Source organism: Geomonas sp. RF6, from assembly GCF_021044625.1.
Classification (GTDB): domain Bacteria; phylum Desulfobacterota; class Desulfuromonadia; order Geobacterales; family Geobacteraceae; genus RF6.
The window spans coordinates 2,979,671-3,003,256 of sequence record NZ_CP087999.1 but is presented as its reverse complement, the minus strand read 5'-3'; the positions used below and the strand labels follow the sequence as shown (position 1 = coordinate 3,003,256).

At 61.8% G+C, this 23,586-nt stretch carries 14 protein-coding genes; 10 read left to right on the top strand and 4 right to left on the bottom strand.

Going from position 1 to position 23,586, the window contains the following annotated elements; translation table 11 throughout:
- Positions 1-46 precede the first annotated feature (46 nt).
- Positions 47-2,455: an endopeptidase La gene (gene lon, locus LPW11_RS12965; RefSeq protein ID WP_230994297.1), complete on the top strand. Its 2,409-nt coding sequence runs from the start codon at positions 47-49 to the stop codon at positions 2,453-2,455.
- 445 nt (positions 2,456-2,900) lie between these two features.
- Positions 2,901-5,969 (top strand): PAS domain S-box protein, encoded by a 3,069-nt coding sequence (locus tag LPW11_RS12960; protein ID WP_230994296.1) that lies wholly within the window; start codon positions 2,901-2,903, stop codon positions 5,967-5,969.
- 378 nt (positions 5,970-6,347) lie between these two features.
- Here the strand turns inward: LPW11_RS12960 and LPW11_RS12955 are convergent, their stop codons facing one another.
- The gene (locus LPW11_RS12955; RefSeq protein WP_230994295.1) at positions 6,348-6,749 is read right to left on the bottom strand and encodes a hypothetical protein; all 402 of its coding nucleotides are present in this window, start codon (positions 6,747-6,749) and stop codon (positions 6,348-6,350) included.
- Between the two features lie 29 nt (positions 6,750-6,778).
- Positions 6,779-7,468: an RNA polymerase sigma factor gene (locus tag LPW11_RS12950; protein WP_230994294.1), complete on the bottom strand. Its 690-nt coding sequence runs from the start codon at positions 7,466-7,468 to the stop codon at positions 6,779-6,781.
- A gap of 183 nt (positions 7,469-7,651) precedes the next feature.
- On the opposite strand from LPW11_RS12950, the gene LPW11_RS12945 reads away from it, so the two are divergent.
- The 4 genes from LPW11_RS12945 to LPW11_RS12930 all read left to right on the top strand — a co-directional run bounded on the left by LPW11_RS12945 (position 7,652) and on the right by LPW11_RS12930 (position 12,033).
- Positions 7,652-8,224 (top strand): flavodoxin family protein, encoded by a 573-nt coding sequence (locus LPW11_RS12945; protein ID WP_230994293.1) that lies wholly within the window; start codon positions 7,652-7,654, stop codon positions 8,222-8,224.
- A gap of 318 nt (positions 8,225-8,542) precedes the next feature.
- Positions 8,543-8,722, top strand: a complete 180-nt coding sequence (locus LPW11_RS12940) for a CsbD family protein (RefSeq protein ID WP_230994292.1) — start codon at positions 8,543-8,545, stop codon at positions 8,720-8,722.
- A 318-nt stretch (positions 8,723-9,040) separates the two neighbouring features.
- Positions 9,041-10,012: a hypothetical protein gene (locus LPW11_RS12935; protein ID WP_230994291.1), complete on the top strand. Its 972-nt coding sequence runs from the start codon at positions 9,041-9,043 to the stop codon at positions 10,010-10,012.
- Positions 10,009-12,033: a hybrid sensor histidine kinase/response regulator gene (locus LPW11_RS12930; RefSeq protein WP_230994290.1), complete on the top strand. Its 2,025-nt coding sequence runs from the start codon at positions 10,009-10,011 to the stop codon at positions 12,031-12,033. The genes LPW11_RS12935 and LPW11_RS12930 overlap by 4 nt, the downstream gene beginning before the upstream one ends.
- 35 nt (positions 12,034-12,068) lie before the next feature.
- Here LPW11_RS12930 and LPW11_RS12925 read toward each other — a convergent pair whose 3' ends face one another.
- Positions 12,069-13,187 (bottom strand): alginate lyase family protein, encoded by a 1,119-nt coding sequence (locus LPW11_RS12925; protein ID WP_230994289.1) that lies wholly within the window; start codon positions 13,185-13,187, stop codon positions 12,069-12,071.
- Between the two features lie 31 nt (positions 13,188-13,218).
- Positions 13,219-13,533: a YdhR family protein gene (locus LPW11_RS12920; RefSeq protein WP_230994288.1), complete on the bottom strand. Its 315-nt coding sequence runs from the start codon at positions 13,531-13,533 to the stop codon at positions 13,219-13,221.
- 837 nt (positions 13,534-14,370) lie between these two features.
- On the opposite strand from LPW11_RS12920, the gene LPW11_RS12915 reads away from it, so the two are divergent.
- The 4 genes from LPW11_RS12915 to LPW11_RS12900 all read left to right on the top strand — a co-directional run bounded on the left by LPW11_RS12915 (position 14,371) and on the right by LPW11_RS12900 (position 23,415).
- Complete coding sequence (locus LPW11_RS12915; protein WP_230994287.1) at positions 14,371-14,790, top strand: hypothetical protein; 420 nt, start codon at positions 14,371-14,373, stop codon at positions 14,788-14,790.
- Positions 14,787-15,803: a 6-bladed beta-propeller gene (locus LPW11_RS12910; RefSeq protein WP_230994286.1), complete on the top strand. Its 1,017-nt coding sequence runs from the start codon at positions 14,787-14,789 to the stop codon at positions 15,801-15,803. The genes LPW11_RS12915 and LPW11_RS12910 overlap by 4 nt, the downstream gene beginning before the upstream one ends.
- Positions 15,788-18,733: an Ig-like domain-containing protein gene (locus LPW11_RS12905; protein ID WP_230998289.1), complete on the top strand. Its 2,946-nt coding sequence runs from the start codon at positions 15,788-15,790 to the stop codon at positions 18,731-18,733. Before LPW11_RS12910 ends, LPW11_RS12905 begins: the two co-directional genes overlap by 16 nt.
- A 260-nt stretch (positions 18,734-18,993) precedes the next feature.
- Positions 18,994-23,415 carry a M6 family metalloprotease domain-containing protein gene (locus LPW11_RS12900; protein ID WP_230994285.1) on the top strand — a complete coding sequence of 1,474 codons (4,422 nt, stop codon included), beginning with the start codon at positions 18,994-18,996 and terminating at the stop codon, positions 23,413-23,415.
- Positions 23,416-23,586 lie beyond the last annotated feature (171 nt).

Here is a 23,586-nt window from a genome sequence, read left to right as displayed (position 1 = left end):
GAAGGATCGTTACTAGCTTTTTCTCAATACATGAAGGAGTCCTGCCATGAGTGAATACTTCCAGGAGATTATAGATATGGAGAGCAACGAGGAATTCGAGAAAGAGGGGGCGGGCGAGCTCGTCCTTGCGACGGACCTTCTCCCACCCCTCATCCCCATAATCCCGCTGCGGCCGCGGCCGGCCTTTCCCGGCCTCCTGATTCCGATCGTGATAAGCGGATCCGCCCAGATACAGGCCGTGCAGCGGGCGATGCAGACCCCCTCTCGGGCCCTCGGCATGGTGCTGGTGCGTGATCCCGAGGCTCCCGACAGCTCCGTCAACCTGCACGGCTTCGGGGTCGCCGGAAGGATCGTGAAGATCGTCCACCAGGACGATGATAACGCGCACTTCCTGATCAGCACGCTGGAGCGCTTCAGCATCGAGGAGGTCACCGAGTCCGCCGAGGGGTACCTGGCAAAGGTGCGGTACCACTATGCTGCGGATATCCCGGTAAATCCGGAGGTGAAGGCGTACTCCATGGCGGTGCTGGCGACCCTGAAGGAACTGGTCCAGATAAACCCCCTCTACTCCGAGGAGATCAAGCTCTTTCTCAGCCGCTCCAACCTCGACGACCCCGGCAAGCTCGCCGACTTCGCGGCGCACCTCACCACCGCCGACGGGCAGGAGTTGCAGCAGGTGCTCGAAAGTGTCGACGTGCGCAGCAGGATCGACCTCGTCCTCGTCCTCCTGAAGAAGGAGCTGGAAGTCTCCCGCCTGCAGACAAAGATCACCAAGCAGATCGAGGAGAAGATCAGCACGCACCAGCGGGAGTTCTTTTTGAAGGAGCAGCTGAAGGCGATCAAGAAGGAGCTGGGGCTCGAAAAGGAAGGAAAGACGACCGAGGTGGAGAAGTTCGAGGAGCGGCTGAAGGAGCTCAAGCTGAACCCCGAGGCGGAGCGGGCGATCACGGAGGAGTTGGAGAAGTTCAAGCTCCTTGAGCCCTCCTCCCCGGAGTACCACGTGACCCGCAACTATCTCGACTGGCTCACCATCCTCCCCTGGGGGAAATTCGGGAAGGACTCGTACAACCTGGAGAAGGCGCGGCGCATCCTCGACCGCGACCACTACGGGCTGAAGGACGTGAAGGAGCGGATCCTCGAGTTCATCGCGGTCGGCAAGATGAAAGGGGACATCTCCGGATCGATCCTGTGCCTGGTCGGCCCTCCGGGGGTCGGTAAGACCTCCGTCGGCAGGAGCATCGCCGACGCGCTGAACCGCACCTTCTACCGCTTCTCCTTGGGCGGCATGCGCGACGAGGCGGAAATCAAGGGACACCGGCGCACCTACATCGGCGCCATGCCGGGGAAATTCGTGCAGGCGATGAAGAGCGCGAAGACGGCAAACCCGGTCCTCATGCTGGACGAGATCGACAAGATCGGCGCCTCCTTCCACGGCGATCCGGCATCCGCCCTTCTCGAGGTCCTCGACCCGGAGCAGAACGCGACCTTCCGCGACCACTACCTGGACGTCCCCTTCGACCTCTCCAACGTCCTCTTCGTGGCGACCGCCAACACCCTCGACACCATCCCGGCGCCCCTCCTCGACCGCATGGAGGTGATCCGCCTCTCCGGCTACGTGCTGGAGGAAAAGCTGGAGATCGCCAAGCGCTACCTCATACCGAAGGCGCTGGAAAGCCACGGGCTCAAGGCGGGACAGGTGGTACTGCGCAAGGAGACCCTTGCCGCGCTCGTCGACGGCTGGGCCCGGGAGGCCGGGGTGCGCACCCTGGAAAACCGCATCAAGAAGCTCATGCGGAAAGCCGCCACCGAGTTCGCCACCGGACGGGTGGAGCCGCTGGTGATAGGGAAGAAGGACCTCCCGGAACTCCTCGGGCAGCCGGTCTTTGCCACCGAGGAGATCTTCGAGAACGTCGCAGGGGTGGTCACCGGGCTCGCCTGGACCAGCATGGGGGGGGCAACACTTCCGATCGAGGCGGCGGCGGTTTCCAGCAAGAACAAGGGGTTCAAGCAGACAGGGCAACTCGGGAACGTCATGGTGGAGAGCTCCGAGATAGCCTATTCCTATGTAATGTCCCACGCCAGGGAGTTCGGGGTGGAGGAAGATTTCTTCGATACCCGCTTCGTCCATCTGCACGTCCCGGCAGGCGCCACCCCGAAGGACGGCCCCTCCGCCGGCGTGACGATGGCGACCGCGCTCGCTTCCATGATGACGGGGAAACCGGTGCGCCAAAAGCTCGGCATGACCGGCGAGCTCACCCTCACCGGACGTGTGCTTCCCATCGGCGGCGTGAAGGAGAAGACGATCGCGGCGCGGCGCGCGGGCCTCAAGGTCCTCGTCTTCCCCGAGGCAAACCGGAAGGACTTCCTGGAGCTCCCCGACTACCTGAGGGAGGGGATCGAGGTGCACTTCGCCCGCGAGTACAAGGACGTGTACCAGGTCGCTTTCCAGGAGTGAACAGGAATAAAGCTCAGCCGCCCGGCGTGCTGACACTCGTAGGCCGGAATAAGCGCTAGCGTTTCCGGCATTTCGCTGCGGCTGCGTCTGCGGTGGACCGCCGGGAACGCCTGGCGGCTTATCCCGGCCTACATTGACTATATTGACGCCCGAGCAACAACCCCATCACCACCCTCTCCCTTGAAAGGGAGGGAACGCGTGAGCCCAAGGCAAAATGGTTTTATCGAAACCACCCCGTCCCTGTCACAAGGGGCGGGGTCTCTTGCACCTCCCGCACCTCTCGCACCTGCACATCCAGTCACTCCGCCCCCTCCGTTAACCCCGCCTTATGCGAAATTCACCCGATATTCTGCCACTTTCGACGCTACATGTGCTATAAGAGCAAGGTTCTGTCTCTACCCGAACACACTCCCAAAGAGACACCTTCAGATTGAAAGGGTTCAGCATGTCGAGGGCAAACAGTGCCGCCGCAGGTGTGAAATCCTGCACTCTCCACATTCTTTTCGCCATCCTCTTCCTTCTCTTTTGCACCGCACTCCCCGCAGTTGCCGACGTCGCAGGGCAAAAAAGGGTGCTGATCCTCAACTCGTACCATCAGTGGTACAAGGGATCGGACAGTGCGGTGGAGGGATTCTATCAGACCCTCATGAAATCCCTGCCGCTCACCGAGGTGCAGATCGAGTATCTGGACTCGAAGCACTTCACCGGCAAGGAGTTCGACGAGAAGGTGCTCGACCTGCTGCGCTTCAAATACCAGCAGCGCCACTTCGACCTCATCTTCTCCACCGACGACTACGCTTTCAACATCCTGGAGAAGTACCGCGACTCCATCTTTGGGCAGGAGCCTGTTCTCTTTTGCGGCACCAACTGCTTCGACCCCTCCCGCCTCAATGGAAAGAGGAACTTCAACGGCCTCGACGAGCGCCCGAGCTTCGCAGATACCCTGGAGCTGATCCTCCGCCTTCACCCCCGCACGAACGAGGTGGTGGTAGTCCACGACGACTCCGTAACAGGGGAGTTGAACAGCGCCGAGTTTCGCAGGCAGACCGCCAGCTTCAACAACAGGATCCGCTTCTCCTACCTCAAGGGTAAGAAAGTGGACGAAGTTTCCCGGCAGCTGGCGCAGCTGCCGCCGACGGCGGTGGTGATCTATTTCGCCTCCTTCATGGAGGACCGCGGCGGCGAGCGGCTCTCCAGCAACCACGCACTGCAGCGGCTCGCGGCGGCCACCCCTGTCCCGATCTACGGCGGATGGGGGTTCAGCCTCGGCAACGGAATCGTCGGGGGCCGCCTCCTCGATCTTCACGAGCACGGGGTCGTCATGGCCCAGATGGCGGTGAAGATCCTCGGCGGCGCCTCCCCCGCCTCCCTGGTTAATCTCTCCCCCGGCCCGAACGTGTACATGTTCGACTATGCGCAGATGAGCCGATTCGGGGTGAAGGAGTCACAGCTCCCCCCCGGCAGCATCATCATCAACCGTCCCGACACCTTCTGGGAAAGCAACAGGATGACGATCCTGGGGTTCCTGTGCGGCGCCCTCTTCCTCGCGCTGGTGGCAAGCTTCCTAAAGCTCCTGAGGAGTAGAAGGGAGCTCGCAGCCTCACTCGTGGAGCAGCAGCAGATCTCCCGCTCACTGGTCCGGAGCGAGGCTCGCTTCCGCAACGTGGTGGAGGCGATGCCGGACATGGTGTACCGCTGGACGACGAAGCGCGGCGGGATCTACTACTCCCCGCGCGTCATCGACATCCTCGGCTACACGCCGGAGGAGCTCTACGCCCGGCCGATGCTCTGGCGCGACTCCATTCACCCGGAGGATGCAGGCGTGGTCGACAGGGCGCTCCAGCAGTTCATGGCGGGGGAGCAGTTCGACATCGTGTACCGCCTCACCGACAGGGATGGGGAGCTGCACTGGATAAACGACCGCTCCATCTCTATGCACGCCGAGGGTGACGAGATCATCTTCGAGGGAATAGCCGCAGACATCACCAAGCGCAAGGAGGCGGAAGAGGTGCTGCGCCTTTCGGAGGAGAAGCTCTTCAAGGTCTTCAACACCTCCCCCGACGCACTTTCCCTCACCCGACTCACCGACGGCCTCATCCTGGAGGTGAACCCGAGCTATCTCAGCATGAGCGGTTACTCAAGGGAGGAGGTTGTCGGAAAGACGACGCTGGAGATCGACCTCTGGATCGACCCGGGCCTCAGGGGAGAAATGACGCGGCAGATCCGCGAAAATGGCGAGGCGGTGAACATGGAGGTGAGCTTCAAGAGGAAGGATGGCTCCATCCTGGAGACCCTCCTCTCCGCCCGCCCGATAGACGTCTTCGGAGAGCGGTGTCTCCTGGTCGCGGCGCGCGACATCAGCGAGAGGAAGCTCCTCGAGGAGAAGCTGCGCCAGTCCCTCAAGATGGAGTCGATCGGGCGCCTCGCAGGAGGGGTGGCGCACGACTTCAACAACAAGCTGACGGTCATTCTGGCCTACTCGGAGATGGCCCTCCTGGAGGTCCCCCAGGAGCAGCGCCTCTGGCGCTACCTGAACGAGATCTTCAAGGCGGCGGAGCACTCCCGCGACCTCACGGCGCAGCTCCTGGCCTTCTCGCGGCAGCAGGTCATCTCCCCGAAAGAGATGGACCTCAATGCCTTCATCAGAGACGGACAGCGCACCCTGCCGCGCCTCATCGGCGAGGACATCGTGGTAAAGTACTCGCTCGCCGGGGACCTGTGGAAGACGAAGATCGACCCGACCCAGTTGGACCAGATCGTAATGAACCTCTCCATAAACGCCCGCGACGCCATGCCCGCAGGGGGGACGCTGAGCATCATCACGGCAAACACCGTCATCGACGAAGATTTCTGCGAGGAGCAGCTCGACGCGAAGCCGGGGGAGTACGTGCGGCTGACCTTCAGCGATACCGGGCACGGGATGGAAAAAGGGACGCTCAAGCACATCTTCGAGCCGTTCTTTACCACGAAGGAGATCGGGAAGGGGACGGGACTCGGACTTGCCACGGTCTACGGAATCATCACCCAAAACGGTGGATTCATTGAAGTCCGGAGCGAGCCGGGGCGCGGCACCCTCTTCCACATCTACCTGCCGCGCCACCACACCGAGAGTGCGGGGCAGGTCGAGGAGATCGAGACGCCGATCTCCGGCTCCGGCTCCATCCTGCTGGTGGAGGACGACGAGACGGTGCGGGCGATGACCTGCGAGATGCTGGAGAGGATCGGCTACCGTGTCGAGGCGCCGAAGACCCCGGAGGAGGCGATCGAGCTTTGCCGCGACAGAAACCGGGTGGTGGACATGATCCTCAGCGACGTCATCATGCCGGGTATGTCCGGGAAGGAGATGTCGGACGCCATCAGGAAGATCCGCCCCGCCATCAAGGTCGTCTTCATGTCGGGGTACACCTTCGAGACGATCTCCAGCAAGGGACTCGTTCAGGAGGGGATGCAGCTCATCCAGAAGCCCTTCGACCTGAACACGCTGAGTAAGACGGTGAAAGGGGCGCTCGCCTAGAGCGCCCCAGCACCACCACTTCCCTGCAGCATCTCCCCACCCAAGGCAAATCCCCCCTGTCCCCCCTTCGCAAAGGGCCTTCCGGGAATTCTGGGGAACGCGCTACAAAGAATCCGGGTGCCCCCACGCTGGAGCGTAGGCATCTTGCCTGCGATGGCGGCGCAGCCGCCACAGACCGCGCGGCTGGCGCCGCGGTACAGGCTGGGAAGCCTGTGCTCCAGCGCGGCGCCACTAGTGTCCCCTCACGTCAACGGAAGCGACCGGGCTGAATTCCCGGAATTCCCGGATGAACCTTCGCAAAGGGGGGGAACGCGAGTTCTCCTGCAGCGCTTCGTGGAAATGTACTCCAGCTTCCCAGGACCTCCTGGATAAATCTTTTTATTTCACCTTCGCCGAAGCCGGGTCAACATGCCAGAGCGTCACGTGGTAGTGAGGCGCTGCCAGCCCCGGGTGGCCGCCGTTAAAGGTGATGTCCACCTTCTTCACCGGCTTGTTCGTCACCGCGAGTCCTGTGAAGTCCTTGTGGGCTTCCATGTCCGAGAGGGGGACCATGTAGATCGTGGAAACCATCTTCCCTTCCTTGTTGTAGGCGACAAACGGCCCCACCGGCAGCGTAGAGGGATTGACATACAGGGTGCCAACGCCTGGAATGAAGTCCGGTATGGGGACGAGCTCGCTCACTTTCTTGTACGACTTGTCCGGCAGATCTTTCGGCCCAGCCGCCAGCGCCGGGACTGCAAAGGCAAGCAAGAGGGCAACTATGGCAAAAATCCTTCTCATGGCTAAATCTCCTTTCTTCCTCGGACCGGTCATCTCTTCTCCAGCCTGCGCAGGACGTTCGTGACGATCCGGTCGCATCGTGCACCGTCAAAGGGAAAGACTTCGACTGCATGGTCATCCACCACCTGCGCCAGATTCTCCCTCAGGATATTCCGGGCCCTGTGGTAGCGCGTTTTCACCGTGGCTGGCTCCACCGCGAGGATCTCTGCGGTCTCCGCCACGGACATTTCCTCTATCCCGCACAGCACAAAAACCATGCGGTAGTGATCGGGAAGGAGATCGATGGCCGACTCCAGCAGACGGCGTATCTCACCGCGCGCGGCTGTCTGCTCCGGGGTGGGGAGCGTATGAACGGGCTCAGCCATAAAATTCGCCTCCTCCCCCTCCTTCTCGTCGTCAAAGGAAAGAAGGTCCGTCACCTTCAGGCCGTGGCGCAGGCGGGAAAGCGCCTCGTTCACCGTTATCCTGGCAAGCCAGGCGGAAAGCGGGCCCTTCCCGGAAAACTGCTCCAGCTTTTCGTACGCCTGCAGGTAGGAATCCTGCACCACATCCTCGGCGTCGGCGTCGTTTCGGAGCACTCCGCGGGCGATTCGAAAGAGCCGCCTGTTGTAGCGCCGCATGATCAGCTCGAAGCTTGCGGTGTCCCCCGCCAGAACCCGCCGCACCACTTCCTGATCGGAAACCATTGTGGAAACATCGACAGCATCGAGTGGAGCCATTTCCTGTAACCTCCGATCAACCTTCTCACTACGTAGATGCCGAAACGGCGAGAAAGGTTCCCGCTTTTTTTGATCCTCAAGAAATTCGCCGAGGTGCCGAAATGAGAGCTTTTCCTTTGCTACACAAATATTTCAAAAGTATAGTAGGATCCCTCGCCCCACCATAGATCGAAGGAGGATGCCATGAAGATCGTAGCGCTATTAGGAAGCCCCCGCTCAAATTCCAACAGCAGCGCCATCGCCAACCGCTTCACCGAGACCGCAGCGGCACGCGGCGCGCAGGTGCAGACCTTCGAGATCAACAGGCTCACCTACCACGGCTGCCAGGGGTGCTATGCCTGCAAGAGGGGATTTGAGCACTGCGTGGTGAAAGACGACCTGGCCGAGGTGCTGAAGGCGGTGGAAGGTGCCGACGTCGTGGTCCTCGCCTCCCCTGTCTATTACGGCGACGTCACCTCGCAGATGAAGGCCTACATCGACCGCAACTACTCCTTCCTGAAGCCCGACTACATCACGAACCCGCAGCCGAGCCGCCTCTCCCCCAAAAAGCTCCTCTTCATCCTGACCCAGGGGAATCCGGACCAGGCGATGTTCGGCGACATCTTCGGCCGCTACGACTTCTTCATGAAATGGATGGGGTTCACCGAGTCGCGGCTGATCCGCCTGTGCGGCGTCGGACCGGCCAGCGCAGACGCGGTCCCGGCCGAATGCCTTGCCGAAGCCGAAGAGGCTGCCAAAGCATTGGTAATAGAGTAGGGACACGAGTGAGCTAATCCCGCGCATGGCACAGGATGCACTTTCTGCCATCCCGGCTCGACCTGATGAAGTCAGAGATGCTGGGACCGATTTCCACAAACAGAGCACGAACCGCCCGATTCTCTCAAACCCCGCTTGGGGAACGGGTGATGTCTCTCCCGCGATGGAGAGAGGCATCACGTCCCCTCCGTTTCAAGGAGACGGAGAAGGTGGGATAAGGTTGCGCCGTATCAGTGCGATTTATCGCCACAATTACAAGACTTTGTATTAAAATTACAAAGTAGGGTACAGAAAAAGCCCTGACACGGAGGTGCAGTCATGAGAGAAAGCATCAAAGACAAACTCAAAGGTACCTTCCACCAAGCGAAGGGGAAAGCAAAAGAAGCCGCCGGAAGGGCGACCGACGATCCGAGCCTCAAAATAGAGGGTCAGGTCGAAAAGAATGCCGGCAAAGTGCAGGAGAAGGTCGGCAAGGTCGAGAAAAACCTTGAAAAGTAGCGCACACGCGCGGTGGCATTGATGGAATATATTTGAGCCACGACCGCACCTTACGATGCGGTAGAGAAAGCCCGGTCCCCCGCGAGGGGAGCCGGGCTTTTTTTGCTTCATTGGTGCAGAAGGGTTAACCTTCCCCTAAGGTTTTTCCGCCGATTGCCGATACGATTAGGATGCCACCCCGGTCAGTACTTCTGTCCGAGCGCGCCCCCCTGCCGAGGCTGTTTGCGTCGCTGAAAAACCTTATAATTCAAGACCTGACCCCGGGGTCAGGTCTTGAATTATAAGCTTGCAGCATTCCCTACAATGGAGGAGCGTCCCATGCCCAGGAAGTGGCAGAGGTTGTCGTTAACCGAGCTCGCCGTCGGCCTCGGCTCCCTCATGGTGATCGCCATTGTGGCTCTGGCCCTCGTGTCCGCCGGCTGCCTGCGCCAGCAGGAGATCGAGGTGTGGCGCAAGCAGATGGGAAACATCTCCCTCCTCCTCGCGGAGCAGACCCGGCAGTGCATGGCCTCCTCGTACCTCGCCCTCGACGGCATCGCCGAAGAAGTAAACGGCGCGGGCGCCGACACTGAAGGGGAATTCAGAAAGCTCCTCGCCACCCCGCAAACTTTCCGGATGCTGAAAAAGAAAACGCAATTCCTCCCCCACCTGGACGTCGCCACCGTCGTGGCCGCAAACGGCGATGTCATCAACTTCACCCGCTCCTTCCCCCCTCCCCCCATCAACCTGGCAGACCGAGAAGTGGTACAGGCTCTTGCCGCCGGGCACGACGGTGAGACGATGATCACCCCGGCGCTGCGCAGCAGGGGGAACGGCAGGCCGGTCTTCTACATCGGCCGCCGCATCGATGACAGGCACGGCAATCTCCTCGGCATGGTTTTGGTTGGCACCTCCGTCGATCTCTTCACATCTCTGTACCAGCGGCTCGGCGAGAATCTCGGCTCCGGCGCGTCGATTACGCTATACAGGAGCGACTTCACCATTCTTACCCGCTGGCCCTGGAGTGAGAAAGCCCTAGGACAGTCCGACTCTGCCGCGACCCGCGCCGATCCTGGAACGAGGCAAGATGAAAGCGGCGTCGTCTACCTCCACCCGACGAGCATGTCTGAGGGGGGACGGCGGGTGTCAGGGATAGGCGCACTGCGTGCGGTGCCGGAATACCCGCTTCGTATCAGCATCTCGGTCACAGAAGACCTTTTTCTGCACAACTGGCACCACATGACCAGGGGAATCGCCCTCATCTCCGTGGTCTTCATCCTCTCACTTCTCTTCGGCCTCGCCTCATCGTGAAGGTGCTGCGCCAGCGCGACAATGACCTGCTGCAGACCATGGAGCTGAAGAGCCGGGCCGAGTCGGCGAGCAGCTCAAAGAGCGCCTTTCTCGCCAACATGAGCCACGAGATCCGTACCCCTATGAACGGCATCATCGGCATGACAGAGCTCTTGCGGGACACGGAGCTCACCACGGAGCAGGGGGAGTACCTGCGGGCGATCAAGCTCTCCGCGGACAACCTCATGGAGATCATCAACGACATCCTGGACTTCTCCAAGATCGAGGCGGGTCGCACCGATCTTGAGGAAAGCCCCTTCTTCCTGCGGACCACGCTCGGGGAGACGCTGCGGACACTCGCCTCGCGCGGGGCGCAAAAAGGGGTGGAGGTCGCCTTCTCCGTGGACCGCGATGTTCCGGATCCTCTCATCGGTGACGCGGGGCGTCTGGGGCAGGTTCTGGTGAACCTGGTGGGGAACGCCGTCAAGTTTTCCGACCACGGGGTTGTGGAGGTTGCAGTCCGGCTGGTCGGGGAGACAGAGGGAGCGGCGATGCTGAGTTTTAGCGTCACCGACCAGGGGGTGGGGATCCCGCATGAGCTGCAGTCACGCATCTTCCACGCATTCGAGCAGGGGGACACCTCCACCACGAAGCGATTTGGCGGTACCGGTCTCGGCCTCGCCATCTCGAAGCGCCTGGTCCATCTCATGGGTGGTGAGATCTCGGTGGAGAGCGAGCCGGGGGGTGGAAGCCGCTTCACCTTCACCGTATCGCTGCGGCTCTGGACGGAGCCGCCGGCGGAAGTGGCGGAAGACGATCTCCTCAGCGGTGTCGCAGCACTCGTTGTGGACGATGTGCTGGTGAACCGGCAGATGCTCGCCGGCTTTCTCTCCCGGTGGGGGATGAGGGTGCACCTGGCGGGAGGGGGCGCGGAGGCGCTCGCCCTCCTGGAACAGCTGCGGGAGAAGGGGGAACTGCCGCGCCTTATGCTGACCGATGCGCGCATGCCCGGAATGGACGGATGGGAGCTGTCGCAGCGCGTGCGGGAGGAAAAGAGGCACGAAGGTATCCTCATAGTCATGATGCCGAGCGCCGGCATCCGGGGCGATGTCAAACGCTGCCGCGAGGCGGGGATCGCAGGGTACCTCACCAAGCCGATCATCCACGAGGAGCTTCGCGACACCCTCATCGCGCTCCTGAAAGGCCCTCCCCCTTCGGCCCAGTTGCCCATGATCCCGCACGGCGCCGCGGAGAACCAGCGCCGCCACACCGTGCTGGTGGTGGACGACGTGGAGATCAACCGCAAGATAGTGCGCATCATACTGGAGGAACGCGGACACCACGTCACCGAGGCATGCGACGGTCAGGAAGCGGTCGATGCCTGCCGCAAAAAAGAGTACGACATCGTCTTCATGGACATCCAGATGCCGGTTCTCGACGGGTACCAGGCGATCGGAGCGATCCGTGACATGGAGACGGAGGGGCGCAGGACACCTGTGGTGGCGATGACAGCCTACGCGCTGAAGGGGGATCGCGAAAAGTGCCTGGAGGCGGGGGCGGACGAATACCTCTCCAAGCCGGCACGTCCGGCGCAGGTGGTGGAAATCGTGCAGCGACTCCTCCCGGATCAGGAACTTCCAGCTGCCGAGGAAGGGGCGGCAGACTCAGCTGCAGAGAGTAACTACGTCCCTGTCTTCGATCACGCCGATCTGCTGTCGCGTCTGGGGGGCGAAGCCTCCATGGTGCACCATTTCCTCCTCATGTTCAGCCGGCACAGCGCGGGGTACGTGGTAGCGCTACGGGAGGCGGTCCTTCTGGGGGACCCCCGCCAGGTAACGATAGAGGCGCATACCATCAAGGGGGCCGCCGCCAGTATCTCGGCAACGAGTATTTCCCGCACCGCGGCGACGCTGGAGGATCTCGCCCGCGAAGGGCGACTGGAACGAGCAGAAGAACTGCTGGCCAGGCTCGAGTCAGACTTCGAAGAGTTCACCAGGGAGACCGCGACCTACCTCGCCGCCGCTCAAAGAGCAGGTGAATGAGGGGCGCCGCTTCGTAGCGACAGAGATGTGAAGACTCAATCCCGAAGCGGCCACACCAGGTCAAAGAGAGGGGTGCTCCACCCGAGCTCCTTCGTGGTGGGAATGAAGCGGGGGTCGAGCCGCGCGGCGATCATCATGACGCCCCTGGCGCCTTTTGGGTCGAATTGCCCGCGGAATTCCGCAATCCCCGCCTTCCGCCGCTCTGCATCGAATTTCACCTTCGAGCGCACGAACTCGTCATGCGTCGCCGATCCATCCGCATACGGCTTCAGCCATAGAAGCGCCTCCTCCAACCCCACCCCCGCCGGATTCTTCAGATGGTACCAGTCCTCGCCGTGCTCCTGCGCCGCCAGTGCAGCCAGTGCCAGAGGCTCGAGGTCGTACACCACATAATGCACCGCATCCCGCTCCTGGAAATCGACGGTGGAGCCGTCAGGGCGTATGTTGTTGGCAAGCTGGGTGCGGTAGGCGGATTTTGCCTGTGCGATGAGCGACCTGTCCCCGAGCGCGTACGATGCAAGGGTGATGAGCTTGATGCGGTGGCTTTGCCAGTTGTTGGTGGCGGTCTTGTCCGTCACCTGCGGGAGCCGGTCGAGGTACCCTTCAGCTAATTCGCGCAGAAAATTGTTCATCGGCTTTGCCAGCGGAGCCTTCACGTCCGGGGGGAGCAGATCGTAGGCGATGATCAAGCTGTCGATCCTTGACTCATCGATAGGATTGTAGGTGGGATGGTAGACGGCGAGCCATGCGGAGATTATTCCGGCGGCACGCTTCAGCTTCTCGGGGTCCCGAGTGAGGCGCCCTGCGAGGGCGAGATCGCGCGCAGCGGTAAAGTCCTTGGCGGCCTCCATGCTCTCGTCGTACCCCCCGCGGTGCGGCAGCCGCCCCTCTATCTGGAGGCGCGGAACGGGGTGTGCTGCGTGGCGCCGCACTTTTTCGCCGTTTCTCAGAGCAGCCCCCCGCGTTCTGTGGGAGGAATGCTCCAGCGCCTCCGCCTTCCGCGGAGAGACGAGCGCAAAAGGGGCCCCCGGTGCCGTTGCGGCGCAGGCAACCCCTGTGAAGGTGAGGCAGAGCGCTGCAACGGCAAGGATAAGGGAAGAAATTGTCCGGCGTGGACCGGAGTCCCGGAAGGAGTTAGCAGGGTCTGCCTGCATTGTGGTAGCTCCTTTGGCGCCGGAGTTCGGCTCAGGGATCCAGCACGATCTCCTTTTGCACGTTGTCGACCAGTACCGGCGTCTCGAAAAAGGTTACAGACGGCTCACAGCCGTACTTCGTCATTATAAACTCTCGCCATTCCCTGGTATATAGCCGCTCCGCCTCTTCACGGGAGGCCCAGGTGTAGGCGCCGCCAGCCGTGCCGCCGTCCTCGGAGAGGAGGTAGTATTTCCTGATCAGCCCCGGAATCTCCTGGTACTTCGGCGCAGTGGAGGCAAAGATCTCCCGCGCCTGTTCCCGCGTAATCGGCTGGGGGAGTTTGAACTGGACGATAGCAGTGATCATGAAGGCTCCTTTTTACAGTGAGATGTGAAAAGCGGATGACATACTAACATGAAGAGGGAAGCTCGCTAGCGGAAAAGCAGCGATGACAGGTCTTTGAATATAGCAGCGTCAACTCCGCTAGCTGGCTCGACTCCCACATCCTACCAAATTTTCGCGCTCGCCCTGCTGGTCCCGCTTGTTGAAACGGCCCACGTGCCATCTCTCACGCGACATCATTTCGAAGTACCGGCAGCGTAAATCATGATCCCCCGCCTCACGCTTAATTAGAAAAGGGGCCAACGACTCAGACATATAGGCGATTTCATCTGCAATATCAACATGTTAGGCAATACCCTTCGGACCTCCGAAGTTTTTCCCACAACTCTTCGCTCCCCCCTGCTCACCTCCTTTTTGGCGACATCAGGAGCCCCCCCATTTGAGGCTCATCGAGTCGAAGTCTTTGTAGGCCGGGATAAGCCTCAGGCGTTCCCGGCGTCGGCGCCAGCCGAAATATGCTGCAGCAGAGTTGCCGGAAACGCTCCGCTTATTCCGGCCTACAAACTTCACTCATCGTGTCATGCAATGTAAAGCCCTTAACACTCACCCTTTTCCGCGCCAGATCCGGCTTTCCACCGGCGCAAGCCCCGCCCACCGGCGCGAAGAGTGTCAACAGCGGAAAACTCAGCCGCGCCAGCGAAGGGAGAAACAACCGCCTTTTCACGCCTTTGCGAATTGACACGTCAGGCACCGAAGATGTATTGCGAGGAGTAGGAACCGTATTGCCTGAGACAGAAGGAGGTGAGGAATACATCCGGAGCTTCAGTCTCAAGACCCGCAGGGAACAGAAAGGAGGCGTCTATGAAAAGAGTACTTACAGGAGTTGTTGCCATGCTGGTCGCCCTCCTCATCGGTGGCGCCACGCATGCCGCAGGCCCGCCTATCCACGTCGGCCACGACCTTACGGGGTACAACCAGGGAGGGACCTCGCTGACCGCGGACTACTCGCTGCGTGTGGAGAATCAGGGAGATCTTCCACTCTCGGAGGTGACCCTCTCCCTGGTTCCCCTCCCACCACTTTTTGCCGAGAGGGCCACCGTCAATCTCGGCTATCTCGCCCCGCATGAAAAAAGGGACGTCTTCCTGCAGGTGGTCATTCCGGTACGGATAGATGCCGCACGTGTCTCGGCGACTCCCCTCTTCTGGGCCGCAAGCTACCGTGATGCCGATGGAAAGGTCGCTGAGTTTGCTGTCACCAGCAAACCGGGAGGTGCCAAATGACAACCTTTCTACGTGCGTCGATTGCATGCGTCGTACTCGCGATCGCGCACTTCATCTACCAGCCTCCCGCATATGGTGCACCCGGTGAATTCCTCTACGAGACGGGGGCGAAGATCCACCTCTCCGATCCTCATGCCATAGCGCGAGACCGGGACGGCAACATTTACGTGACTTCGCTGACCTACTACACCGGCAAGGAGACGGGGAGAAGTGTCCAGGTCTTCGACAAGACAGGGAAGCGCCTGTACAGGTGGGGAACCTACGGCTCCGCAGACGGTGAACTCGCCTACCCCGCAGGAATCGCGGTGACCCCGAACGGGCGGGTGTACGTGGCGGAGACGCTGAACAACAGGGTGCAGGTCTTCGACAGGAGCGGGAAGTTTAAAGGCAAATGGGGAGCTCACGGCGCAGGGGACGGCGAGTTCGATGGTCCCAGCGCCATTGCCACCGACAGGACTGGCAACCTCTACGTCTGTGACAGCGGCAACCACAGGATCCAGGTCTTCGACGGCACAGGACGCTTCCTCAGGAAGTGGGGGAGTGCCGGCACCGATGACGGCCAGTTCAGCTATCCCGCTGCCGTCGCCGTGGATGCCGCCGGAAACGTCTACGTGGCAGACAGCGGCAACTACAGAATACAGATCTTCGACAACTCCGGGAACTTCCTTAGGAAATGGGGAAGCCAGGGAGACGGCAAGGGAGAGTTCAGGTCCCCCTCCGCGCTCGCCATCGACAATAGCGGCCACGTGCTTGTCACGGACAGCTTTACCAACACGGTGAAGGTGTTTGATAGCACCGGGACCTTCATCGCCACCGTCGGCGGACCCTCGGAAAACCAGGGGCCCTCAGCAGTCCTGCAGGGGTCGTCGTGCACCCTGACGGAAACGTCTACGTGGTCGGCACAGGAAACGGGGGAGTCGCCATCTTTGCCAGCGCAGGGGACTTCATCACCCAGTGGGGGAGCTACGGCTCCGCGGACGGGCAATTTGACCACCCGATGGGACTCGCGGTAGCCCCCAACGGTGACGTCTACATAGCAGACACGAACAACCAGCGCTACCAGGTCTTTACCGCGACCGGTACATTCCTGAGAAAGTGGGGAGGGTTCGTCGATGTCGCCCACCTGCAGTACCCTTTTGGAGTCGCGCTGAGCAGCACCGGAGACGTGTACGCCGTCGATCCGTACAGAAGTGTCATAAAGGCTTTCGACCCCCTTGGGACCCTGCTGAGGGAATGGAGTGCGGGGACGATGTTTGAAGTAGTGGGGCTGGCGATAGACCCATTTGACAAGATCTACGCGGCTTCCGGAGGTATTCAGAAATTCGACCTCTTCGGCAACCAGCTTTTGTTCATCGGCTATCCGGCAATCCAGGGGGTAGGGAGAGTCGCAACGGATTCCCAAGGGAACCTATATGCGTCCGACAACAGCGCCGTGCGAGTAATCGACAGCGAGGGAAATCTGCTGAGGACGATCGGAGAAGGCGTGTTCACTGTCGCCCCCGGCGCCATTGCCGTTGATGGTAACGGCAATGTATTTGTGTCCGGCAATGACGACACGGTGTACGTATTCGATGCGGCCGGCAGGCTTCGCTTGTCGTGGGGAGGATTCGGTGACGAACCTGGACGCTTCAACGGGATCAGCGGGATCGCCATCAACAAGGACGGCACCAGGGTCTACATCTCCGACTCCAACAACAATCGCATCCAGGTATTCGAAGGCTTTGACAGCGAGATCCCCTTTGGCTGGCTCACCCGTGACATCGGCAGTGTCGGAGTCGCAGGAACCGCGGCATTCAGCAAAGGTACCTTCACCCTCGCCGGCTCCGGTGCGGACATCTGGGGCTCAGCGGACGCCTTCCGGTATGTCTACCAGCCGCTGACAGGCGACGGGCAGATCATCGCCCGCGTCGTCTCCCTGCAAAATACCCAGATGTATGCCAAAGCGGGAGTGATGATCAGGGAAACGCTGGCGGCTAGCTCGCGGCACGCCATGGTCGACCTCACCCCCGGAAGAGGTGCGGAATTCTCTCGTCGCAGCACGACCGGCGGAAGCACGACGGTCAGCGGTTTCAGCGCAGCGGCTCCGTACTGGGTGAAGCTCGTCCGCCAGGGGAACACCTTCAGCGGGTATGTCTCCAGCAACGGAACCAACTGGTCGCTCGTCGGCACGAGCACCATTACGATGGGGAGCAGTGTGTACATCGGCCTCATCGTCTCCAGTCACAACAACTCGGTCCTCTGCACCACGAGGATCGACAGCGTCTCCATTCGGGGACAGGTGAATATACCGACCGTGGCGTTGACCGCTCCCGCCTCAGGGTCAACATACAAGGCCCCGGCTTCCATACCGCTGTCGGCAACTGCCACCGCAGGATCCGGCGCCACCGTCAGGCAGGTCAATTTCTACGCAGGACCGACCCTCATCGGCACGGCAACGACAGCACCGTACCAAATCACCTGGAGCAGTGTGCCTGCCGGCGATTACTTGCTCACTGCCCAGGTCATCGACACAGCCGGCGGCACCGTGAGTTCCAGCGCAGTGGCAGTCAGCGTCATCGACAGCCATCTCCCGCCGCCGTGGGACACCTCGGACGTCGGGAGCGTCGGGATAGCAGGGAACGCCGTATACGCCAACGGAGTCTTTACAGTCAACGGTGCCGGCGCCGACATCTGGGGAAGCACCGACGCTTTCCGCTTCGTGTACCAGACTCTCACCGGCGACGGCCAGATCGTGGCGCGGGTAGCCGCCTTGCAAAATACGAACGGCTACGCGAAGGCGGGTGTCATGTTCCGCCAGAGCCTTGCGGCCAACTCCATCCACGCCATGATGGTCCTCACGCCAGGGTACGGAGCCGAGTTCTCGCAGCGCACGGCCACCGGCGGCTCCACCACTGTCACAGGGGTCGGCGGGGTCGCAGCACCATACTGGGTAAAACTCGTCCGCAGCGGCAATACCTTCACCGGGTACATCTCAACCAACGGCACAACCTGGCGACTCGCCGGGTCGAGCAGCATCGCGATGGGAACTTCGCTGTACGTGGGGCTTGTCGTCTGCAGCCACAACACCGCAGTACTTGCGCAGGCGAGGTTGGACAGCGTCACCGTTACGAGGCCGGAGGTGGTGCCTACCGCAACCATTACCTCCCCGGCGAGTGGCGCGACGTACACCGCACCAGCCACCATCCCGGTCACGGCTACAGCCACTCCGGGAACGGGCGCGACCGTCAGCAGGGTCGATTTCTACGCCGGAAGCACCCTCATCGGCACCGCCACGGCAGCGCCCTACACCGTCACCTGGAACAGCGTGCCGGCAGGAAGCTATTCCCTCACCGCGGTCGCCACCGACTCCCTCGGCAAGAAGGGAACCTCCACCCCTGTCACCGTCAATGTAACCTCACTCCCGACGCCGTGGGCGACCACGGACATCGGCCCGGTCACCATCGCAGGGAGTGCGACCTATCTTAACGGCACCTTTGGCATCACGGAGTCCGGCATCGATATATGGGGCTCCGGCGACGCATTCCGCTTCGTGTACAAGACGATGACCGGCGACGGCGCAATCACCGCGCGCGTTGCGTCACTGCAGAACACCAACTCCTACGCCAAGAGCGGGGTCATGATCCGCGAGACGCTGGCGGCAAACGCAAAGCACGCAATGATGGACGTCACACCCGTAAACGGGGCGGAATTCCTGCGCCGCGCCACCACGGGGGGAAGCACCGTCTCCAGCAAGAAGCTCGGAGTGACTGCGCCGTACTGGGTGCGGGTCGTGCGCAGCGGCAATACCTTCACCGGGTACGTCTCCTCGGACGGCGTGACATGGGATCTGGTAGGGACGAGCACGATCAGCATGAACAGCACGGTGTACGTAGGTCTCGCTGTCTGCAGCCACAATACCTCTGCGCTGGCTGCCACCACCATAGATCACGTGTCTGCGCCATGAGGCGCGCAGCAGTGAAAGGATCGAGTCATCGCTGAGGCCTCGGCGCCTTTTCTGACGAAGAAGAGGCGCCAACCTCACCACATGGGAGGCGAATTCACTGCCATCTGTACCGCGGCACCTCGGAAAGGAGGTGGGAAAAACAATCCCTTCACGATGCAATGACCCGCCGCAGATGCACTGAGATAAAGCTCCTTTTGGCGAGAGAGATCTGTCTCTGCGGGACAAGAAATGAACGGATGTGATGGGAGTGGAGGTAACCGATGAGAAAGTTCATTACCTGCTGTCTTCAATCTGCACTTCTCCTGCTTCTGGGAACGAGTCTGGCGCTTGCCGGGCCGGCGATGCCGACACCCACCGAAGTGAAGCAGCCGGACGGTGCCGTCCTGCAAATACAGATACGAGGGGACGAGTACCAGAACTGGATCGAACTGCAGCCGAGCGGGCATACCATCATCAGGAATCAGAAATCCGGCTACTGGGAGTACGCGGAAAAATCTCCGGACGGGACGCTGAAGCCGTCCGGGATAAAAGCGGAGCCGGCGGGGAGGAACGCCCCCGATTTCCTGCCGCCGCGGGCGAAACCGCAGAGAAACCAGGAGCTCGAAAAACAGCTACTGGAGCAAAGGGCGCTTGAAAGGGCGCTTTCGCCGGCTCAAACAGCGCTCAAGGCGCCAACGACGGGAACGCGGAAGGCTCTGGTCATCCTGGTCAATTTTTCCAACCGTTCCCTCGTCACCACCCCCGGCGGATGGTACGGGAAGATCTTCGACACGACGCCGGGAGTAAAGTCGCTGGCAAACTTCTACCACGACAACTCCTACGGGGCGATCACCGTCGCCCCCGCCGCCCATACCCAGTCTGGCAATCCTCCCGGCATTATCACCGCGACCATCACCGACCCCCACCCAAACTATGGAGGTGACATTTCCTACTCCGCCGACACGGCAGTCGCCAACCACGCCCTCCTGCAGGCTTCCTCCTATATAGATTTCGCCAGCTACGACACCAACGGCGACCACTATCTTCAACCGGAGGAACTGGCAATTTACTTCATTTACGCCGGGTACGAGGCATCGGGATCATGGCAGACGCCCAGTGTCTGGGCGCACGCCTGGTGGGGGGGGAGCATAACGGCGGGGACCGAGACGGTCACGTACTGGGCCCTGAACGGCGAGCTCAATGACCGCAGCGTGCAGCATCCGATGGGGGTCATAGTCCATGAGATGGGACACGCGCTTTTCAGTCTGATCGACCTGTACGACACCAGCTACACGAACGAGGCGCTCGGCAACTTTTCCACCATGGCCGCAGGCTCATGGGGAGCGGACATCGGTGAGGATGGCGGAACCACGCCGACCAACCTCGACGCCTGGAGCCGCAACTGGCTCGGGTGGTCCCAACCGGTCGAGCCCGGTGGGGGCGGATGGATCAATCTCCAGTTCGCCGATCCTTCGGCGTCGTCGACCTCTGCCTACCACCTGGCCCACCCCTCCTTCTCAAACTCCGAATACTTCCTCATCGAGAACAGGCGGCCGTCCGGCTGGGACAGGGGACTCCGGGGATTCCTCGGCGCTGACTGGGCCGGCGGGTTGCTGGTTCTGCACGTCGACGACGATGTCTACTCGAACCAGTACGTTTCCGGGTCACACCAGAAGGTCGTCCCGGTGCAGGCGAGTACCTCGTACTGCGACATGCTGGCGATCGGGTCCTACTGCCGCGGGCATGCCACCACCCTCTTCTACAAGGGGAATAACGACAGCTGGACCCAGAGCACAATTCCAAACTCGAACTACTACAACGGCACGCAATCCGGATTCAACCTCAACGGGATCTCCGTTCCGCAGGGCATCATGACGGCGCTGTACAACCGTGACGCCATCCCTCCGACCGTCACCGCTTTTGCCCTGCCACAGTCATGGGATTCGCTCACCGTGCCGATAACCGCTTTCACCGCCGCGGACAACATCCGCGTCGCCGGCTTTCTGCTGACCGAGACCTCGGTCACCCCGTCGACCGCTGATGGCGGCTGGAGCAGCACCCCGCCTGCCAGCTACACCTTCGGCACCCCCGGCCTCCATACCCTCTATGCCTGGGCAAAGGATGAGGATGGAACCGTTTCCAGCAGCCGTTCGGCGACGGTGCGCGTCACTGTTGTCGACAGTGCGGCGCCGATCGTTACGGCATTCAGCGTGCCTGCGACCTCTTCCACGCTGACCGTTGCGATTACCACGCTGACTGCAACTGATGACGTCGGTGTAACGGGATACCTGGTGAACGAGAGCGCCGCGAAGCCGGCGGCAGGCGCCGCGGGATGGAGCGCCAGCGCGCCGGGGAGCTACACCTTCCCCTCGGCGGGGGAAAAGACCCTGTACGCCTGGGCGAAGGACGCGGCGGGGAACGTCTCGGCCAGCCGCTCTGCCACCGTTACAGTGGGGGGGGGTGGGCTACCGGCTCCATGGGTAACGCAGGACGTCGGAAGCGTCGGCCTTACCGGAAGCGCGGGGTACCAGAACGGAGTCTTCACCCTCAGAGGGGCGGGCGCCGATATCTGGGGGAGCGCCGACGGGTTCCGCTTCGTCTACCAGGCGATGACGGGGGACGGCACGATCACGGCGCGGGTCGCTTCCCTGCAGAACACCAACGGGTACGCCAAGGCCGGTGTCATGATGCGCCAGTCGCTGACGGCGAATTCCATCCACGCCATGGCCGCCCTCACCCCGGTATACGGTGCGGAGTTCTCGGTCCGCACCAGCACGGGGGGTTCAACGGCGGTGACCGGGGCCGGCGGTGTCGCGGCGCCGTACTGGGTCAGGCTGGTACGCAGCGGCAACACCTTCACCGGCTACATTTCACCCAACGGGACGACATGGCGGCAGGTCGGCAGCAGCACCATCGCCATGGGGAACACCATCTACGTGGGGGTCGTCGCATGCAGCCACAGCGTCTATGCACTCACCACCGCGACGCTCGACAGCGTTAGCGTCCCCGGTTCCGACACCACTGCGCCGGTTGTGACGGCATTCTCCATTCCGGCCACGTCGGCGTCTCTCACCATCCCGATTACCTCCCTTGGCGCAACCGACAACATCGGTGTCAGCGGGTACCTGGTGAACGAAAGCGCAACCAAACCCGCAGCGTCCGCCCCGGCTTGGAGTGCGGCTCCTCCCTCCAGTTACACCTTCGCAAGCTATGGCGCCAAGACGCTCTATGCCTGGGCCAAGGATGCGGCAGGGAACGTCTCCGACAGCCGCTCCGCCACGGTGACGGTAAGTGGCGGGGATCTCCCCGTACCGTGGGCTGCCCAGGACGTTGGCAGCGTCGGCATCGCCGGGAGCGCGAGCTACTCCAGCGACACCTTCACCATCAGGGGCGCCGGAGGGGACATCTGGGGGAACGCCGACGCCTTCCGCTTCGTGTACCGGACCCTCGACGGCGACGGACAGATCGTCGCCCGCGTCGCCTCGCTGCAGAACACCAACGGCTACGCCAAGGCCGGCGTCATGTTCCGCCAGAGCCTTGCCGCCAACTCCATCCACGCCATGATGGTGCTGACTCCCGGGTACGGGGCGGAGTTCTCCCGGCGCACCGCCACCGGCGGCTCGACGACCGTCACCGGGCTCGGCGGGATGGCCGCTCCTTACTGGGTGAAACTGGTGCGCAGCGGCAACACCTTCACGGGGTACGTCTCCTCCAACGGCACCGACTGGCGACAGGCCGGCAGCAGCAGTATCACCATGGGAAGCTCCCTCTATGTGGGGCTTGCCGTGTGCAGCCACAATACCGCCCTTCTCTCCCAAGGGACTTTCGACAACGTCATCGCTATCGGCGGCACCTCCCCCACGGTCACCATTACCTCGCCGTCCAATGGCGCAATCTTCAACGCACCCGCCACAGTACCGGTTTCGGCGAGCGCGACTCCGGGGAGCGCAGCGGCGGCGATCAGCAAGGTCGATTTCTACGCCGGGAGCACCCTCATCGGCACCGCCACCGCGGGCCCCTACAGCGTCATCTGGAGGAACGTGGCTGCAGGAAGCTACCCCCTCACCGCCGTAGCCACCGACTCACTCGGCAACAGGGGGAACTCTGCTCCAGTGACGATCACGGTCAGCACCCTCCCTGCTCCCTGGACCACCCTTGACGTCGGCCCCGTCACCATCGCTGGGAGCGCCAGCTATGCCAGCGGCACCTTTACGCTGAAGGGGTCCGGCATCGACATATGGGGGGCGGGGGACGCCTTCCGCTTTGTGTACAAGGCCATGACCGGCGACGGCGAGATCATTGCGCGGGTAGCGTCGCTGCAAAACACCAACAGCTACGCGAAGAGCGGGGTGATGATGCGTGAGACTCTGGCCACAGACTCGGCGCACGTCACCATGGACGTCACCCCCGGAAACGGGGCGGAATTCCTGCGCCGCGGCATCGCGGGGGGGACGATGGTCTCCAGCAAGAAGCTCGGGGTGACCGCGCCGTACTGGGTAAGACTTGTTCGCAGCGGCAACACCTTCAGCGGCTACGTCTCCTCCAACGGGACGACGTGGGAACTGGTAGGGACGAGCAGCATCAGCATGAAAAGCACGCTGTACGTCGGACTGGTGGTCTGCAGCCACAACACCTCGGCCCTTTCCACCGCGACGATCGACGGCGTGCTCACCTCCTTCGCACCGCCGCTCAGTGCTTTCTGAGCAGCGTGCGGGGAGTTCGCAGGAAAGAAGGCCCCTCCCGGGATCGCGGAGGGGCCGGAACCTTTTCGCAGGAGGGACGCAGCAGCCTCGCCTGCTCCTTCGAACGGAGACAAACCCGGGGTTCACGCATGGCATTAAACGCAAAAAAGCCGTCACCCTCTAAAGGGGACG

Bases quoted from the DNA above. Each gene is read 5' to 3' on its own strand.
- lon (WP_230994297.1), top strand. From the start codon at position 47: ATGAGTGAATACTTCCAGGAGATTATAGATATGGAGAGCAACGAGGAA.
- LPW11_RS12960 (WP_230994296.1), top strand. From the start codon at position 2,901: ATGTCGAGGGCAAACAGTGCCGCCGCAGGTGTGAAATCCTGCACTCTC.
- LPW11_RS12955 (WP_230994295.1), bottom strand. From the start codon at position 6,749: ATGAGAAGGATTTTTGCCATAGTTGCCCTCTTGCTTGCCTTTGCAGTC.
- LPW11_RS12950 (WP_230994294.1), bottom strand. From the start codon at position 7,468: ATGGCTCCACTCGATGCTGTCGATGTTTCCACAATGGTTTCCGATCAG.
- LPW11_RS12945 (WP_230994293.1), top strand. From the start codon at position 7,652: ATGAAGATCGTAGCGCTATTAGGAAGCCCCCGCTCAAATTCCAACAGC.
- LPW11_RS12940 (WP_230994292.1), top strand. From the start codon at position 8,543: ATGAGAGAAAGCATCAAAGACAAACTCAAAGGTACCTTCCACCAAGCG.
- LPW11_RS12935 (WP_230994291.1), top strand. From the start codon at position 9,041: ATGCCCAGGAAGTGGCAGAGGTTGTCGTTAACCGAGCTCGCCGTCGGC.
- LPW11_RS12925 (WP_230994289.1), bottom strand. From the start codon at position 13,187: ATGCAGGCAGACCCTGCTAACTCCTTCCGGGACTCCGGTCCACGCCGG.
- LPW11_RS12920 (WP_230994288.1), bottom strand. From the start codon at position 13,533: ATGATCACTGCTATCGTCCAGTTCAAACTCCCCCAGCCGATTACGCGG.
- LPW11_RS12915 (WP_230994287.1), top strand. From the start codon at position 14,371: ATGAAAAGAGTACTTACAGGAGTTGTTGCCATGCTGGTCGCCCTCCTC.
- LPW11_RS12910 (WP_230994286.1), top strand. From the start codon at position 14,787: ATGACAACCTTTCTACGTGCGTCGATTGCATGCGTCGTACTCGCGATC.
- LPW11_RS12905 (WP_230998289.1), top strand. From the start codon at position 15,788: ATGGGACTCGCGGTAGCCCCCAACGGTGACGTCTACATAGCAGACACG.
- LPW11_RS12900 (WP_230994285.1), top strand. From the start codon at position 18,994: ATGAGAAAGTTCATTACCTGCTGTCTTCAATCTGCACTTCTCCTGCTT.